This is a genomic window from Serratia sp. N21D137, from assembly GCF_047530005.1.
In the GTDB taxonomy this organism is placed as follows: domain Bacteria; phylum Pseudomonadota; class Gammaproteobacteria; order Enterobacterales; family Enterobacteriaceae; genus Chania; species Chania fonticola_B.
In genome coordinates this window covers 1-4,123 of record NZ_JBLJAJ010000076.1, presented here as the reverse complement: position 1 = coordinate 4,123, position 4,123 = coordinate 1, and the positions used below count along the sequence as shown (strand labels likewise).

General features: G+C 52.3%; 5 protein-coding genes. All 5 read right to left on the bottom strand.

Translation table 11 applies throughout. The features are described from left to right. Positions 1 to 72: 72 nt before the first annotated feature. A complete protein-coding gene (locus ACMV5H_RS25115) occupies positions 73 to 243 on the bottom strand; it encodes a helix-turn-helix transcriptional regulator (protein WP_414822756.1) in 171 nt (56 codons plus the stop codon). A gap of 987 nt (positions 244 to 1,230) precedes the next feature. Then, the gene (locus tag ACMV5H_RS25110) at positions 1,231 to 2,313 is read right to left on the bottom strand and encodes a Replication protein (protein WP_414822755.1); all 1,083 of its coding nucleotides are present in this window, start codon (positions 2,311 to 2,313) and stop codon (positions 1,231 to 1,233) included. Between the two features lie 287 nt (positions 2,314 to 2,600). Continuing rightward, positions 2,601 to 2,852, bottom strand: a complete 252-nt coding sequence (locus ACMV5H_RS25105) for a replication regulatory protein RepA (protein WP_166735238.1) — start codon at positions 2,850 to 2,852, stop codon at positions 2,601 to 2,603. Positions 2,853 to 3,145: 293 nt separating this feature from the next. Further along, entirely contained in the window at positions 3,146 to 3,373 is a 228-nt protein-coding gene (locus tag ACMV5H_RS25100) for a phospholipase D-like domain-containing protein (RefSeq protein WP_414822754.1), read from the bottom strand. A 193-nt stretch (positions 3,374 to 3,566) separates the two neighbouring features. Further along, a complete protein-coding gene (locus ACMV5H_RS25095) occupies positions 3,567 to 4,004 on the bottom strand; it encodes a ProQ/FINO family protein (protein ID WP_414822753.1) in 438 nt (145 codons plus the stop codon). Positions 4,005 to 4,123: the final 119 nt, after the last annotated feature.

The following is a 4,123-nucleotide window of genomic DNA, read 5'->3' as shown; positions in this document are numbered from 1 at the left end:
GAACACATACTCAACACACGAGGGAGAAAATCTCTGGGCTATCGCTCCCCCAATGAGGTATTTTTAACACACTTACAGGCGGCATAAGCCCCCTGGGTTTTGTTGCGTTTCGAGTGGGAATGGGGCGGGCTTACTCTGCTCATAACGGATGTAGGTACGCATCGAGATACCAAACTCCTCCGCCGCCCGCTCCTGTGTCCAGCCAAGTCCTGTCCGCCAAAGTTTCAACTCTAATCCTGTCATCGCTCACCCACACACTTAAAATATGACATTTTGTCATATTATATCTTTATAATATTGTTTTTCACACCCGGCAGGGCGACGGTCGTTTCGGCTCACCGGCATGAAAGCTTTGGGTTCAATGCGCGTTAGCGCATGAAGGCGACAAACATGGCCATAAAGAACTCAGATGATAAGGGTCGCCGGTCGCGCGGCATAGCCGCCCAGTTCTGATAGGTTTTGCCTATCCCACCCCCCGCCCTGTAGAGCCAATCCCACTAATAGCACCACAAAGCTGTTTTTGCGCGGTCGGAGTGGTCACGGCAAGGCGTAGCCGCAGCCGGGGCGTAGCTCCGCGTTAGCGGGCCGGTAGGGCCGCTTACGAGCGTGTATATGAAACTTTCAGCGATAGTTTTTACAACGACTCGATAGTTAGTTACAGCATCTATCATAAAGCCACTGCTGTTCCCGGCCTTTGGCCGGGGCGGCGGCGGCTTTGCAGTGGGGGGAGTTGTCTGTCGTTGAGGGTGACGCGGATGTTTTTTGTCTGCAATGGTTTAGTGTCTTGGAGCAATTGGGTGCAGCGACGTTGCCCGCTTTAGCGGGAGCGACTTTATCGGCGTAGCCGGTGGGGTTGGTGTTACAAGAGCTGCGTTTTTGCTCGGAATTTGAGCTTTCTGCGGTGTTCTGCCTGAGCAAAGCGAAGGAGGTATCATCGAGCGCTGCTGAGCGCGATGACATCCCCTTTTTAAAAGGCTTATTTTGTTATGGATTAACGTTCGAAAATAAAGATATCAGTACGTTATGGTTCGAAATTAACTGCCTTCTTCGAAATTAACTGCTGTTGTTTGCGCTCCCGGATATCTGAGTCAGGAAGAGGATGGTCACCCCGCCTCATTTTCGCCATCGCTGGCGAGCGCATCGCTTGCAAAAACAGCAACTCCTGAACGCCAGGCAGCACAAAACCCGCGTCGGGATAGACACGGGGTTTTAATCTGGGGATTTTGGTGACTAGAGTATGCCGGCGCGTTCCAGCAGTCGTTGATAATAGGCTTCCGGATCGCTGTGAAGTAGCCCCGGATTATCGCGCTGGAGCGCAATTTCAAGCTGTACAACCTCGTGACGCATGGTTTTGTTTGACCAGGCAACATAGGCTTGATACATCAGGTTTTGGGCCTTTTTGTGGCCTTTGCCATCAGCTTTGATTCTGCTCTGTAGACCGTCCAGGAGTAGATCGAGACGATCACCTTGCTCAAGCGTATCGAGGGCGTTTTCGAGCTGGCCAACCACCTGCTCTTTCTCGCGGGCCAAGTCCGGGTTAACCACCCAGCGCTTGATCTGCTTAAGCCGGTTACGCAGGGAGTGACGATTCTTGATATCGATACCAATGTGCTCGATACGCAGTAAATGGCGCTCATATTTGGTGCGCAGCGTTTCGGTCAGGCCGTTCTTGATCGCCCAGGTACGGAATTGGCCGAGCCACTGGCGAATTTCATCGACGGCAATACCACGGCTAGTGAAGAATCTTTCACTGAGCCAGACGCGCAATGGCTTGTTCTGGCCGCTGTCGGTATCTTTGCCATGCAGGACGATCGCGTACTGCAGCTGCTCCATCACCGACAGTGCATTGAGCGCCACATCATAGGCTTTGCGGCCACTGTCGTAGACATGCAATACCCCCATGTAATGCGCTAATTGCTCCATCGGGGCCATGATTTCGAAAGGATAGTCGCTGTCCGGGTTAAAGTCGCAGTTGGCCGCCATCACCTGTGACAAAGCCGTCAGCGCCTCACAGGCCTCGGAACGTGCGTGAACGCGCATCGGTTTGGGAATGTAATAGGGATCGTTACGTTTGGTATATGGAACATACCCATTTTGACGCAGCTCGACCAAGTCGGGATTGCGATGCCAGTTGTGACTGCTGACACGTGCAACCACTTTAGACGCCATGCCACGCGGCACAGCACACTTCAGCCCAGGCTGATAGCGACGATGGATTTTTGACGCCCCCTTGCGTAAGGCATTAGCCTCGCCGCGACGGGAACGATTGGATTTGATTATCAGTGCATCAGACGCATGATTCAGGCTAGTCAAAAAGCCCTGCGCTTATGTTGCACAATAGGAGTTGAATTTTTTTTGGCACAATTCTATACTCCCTGCATAGAGCAACGCTTCTATACAGTTTTGAGTGAGCCCCGTTAATCTTTCCCGTCCGCCAAGATAGAGAAGATCATCGGGGTTTTTGCTTTTCAGAATCCGGAGAATTTTCTCAACGTCTTCTGTCCCTGCCACCTTACCGGCGTGGCCAACCTTAAATACCTAAACGATCAGTAATCTAGCACTCACAAGCATAACGATCAAGAATGTGACGTCGTTACATTCTAAATGTGACGCGTTGACTCCATTTCTATCAACCGTTCGATCATTTCCGCCTGGGTTATGCCTTCTCGCTGACACATGTTTTGAAGCTGGCTTTTCAGTGAGTCCCTGACAAAGACACGTAACTCTTTATGTGTGCTTTTTTTCCGCGCAAGAGAAACCTGTTGCCGTTCGGTGGCACTCAAAGGATTTCCTTTACGGTAAATCCGCTTCATTTTCGTTGAGGGGGTAACTACACCAATCGTCTGCGACATTTCTGCCTCCCCAAGGATCAAAAAAGGATCATTAGGACAGAGATTACTACAGTTTCCAGCAGTTAGCAGTAAATGATCGTGATCTGCAGCTCATGTTGGCGCATGAGCAATGATGTTTTGCAGGTTTGATAGCTTGAAGAAAGGATTAGTAATGCGAATTTAGCGGGGTGCCTTCAACCCAAAGACGCTCAAATTCCTGTTGATAGGCGCGCGCTACGACTGTTCGTCGCGGATCACCACCACATTCTCGGCATTACGACTGAACGCCGATGCTGCAAAGTATATGATCCCAGTTACGTGTTGCGCCCGTCGGCGACGATCACCTTATCGTGAAGGATTTTGAATACGTTCACTGTGCAAACCGGGATGCCCGCGTCTACCAGTAAATTCATAGCTGCCCGACTGGCTTTGTTCTGCTTGCCAGCATTCGCTTTGTGGTCCAGTACCACCCTGACGTCCACCCCACGTTTTCGTGCGTTGATTAATGCGCGGACCACTTCAGGTGAGAAACCAGTTTCCATCACCGCAGCGGTGGCAACAGGCTGTGCGACAAAAAATAGTCAGGCAGCACAGGCTGGCCAGTCCATTTCTGTGCATCGCCAGGTTAGGGGAATACATAGCGTTCCTTTTTTAATACGGACTGGCGTCAACCGCCAGAAGATGGGGTTGGACAACGACGCATTGTGGAGCCGTCAGGCTCTTATGCGACGTTAATTAACCCGATGATTGTCGGCCCGTGCCTGCTAGTGCAGCGGCGGCCTGTTTTTCCGCATACGCCTGCCTGCGCTGTTTGCGGCCCCGCTCCTGCTCGATGCGTTTCACCGCATAGTCGGCTTCCCTCTCGGATATCTGCGCCACCGGCTCACCCGCAAGGCTTAGCCGCCACGCCCCCTCCACCATGCTCTGTAAATAAATTTCCGAGCGAGTGATGGCCGACAGGCAGCGTTTAAGCTTTTTCATGGAGATGTCCAGGCCACGCGCACGGATATCGGCTGCCATCATTTCCCGTGCATGAATGGGCAGCAGCTGCGGCACCCCGTCAACCACCAGGGCCGGCCAACAGTGTTGTATGACCGCCACCGCGTCCGCCAGCGGCGTGATGTTGATGAACGTCGGCGGCGCAGCCTTCTGCTTTCCTGCCTGTTGCCCCATTCCCACTCGAAACGCAACAAAACCCAGGGGGCTTATGCCGCCTGTAAGTGTGTTAAAAATACCTCATTGGGGGAGCGATAGCCCAGAGATTTTCTCCCTCGTGTGTTGAGTATGTGTTC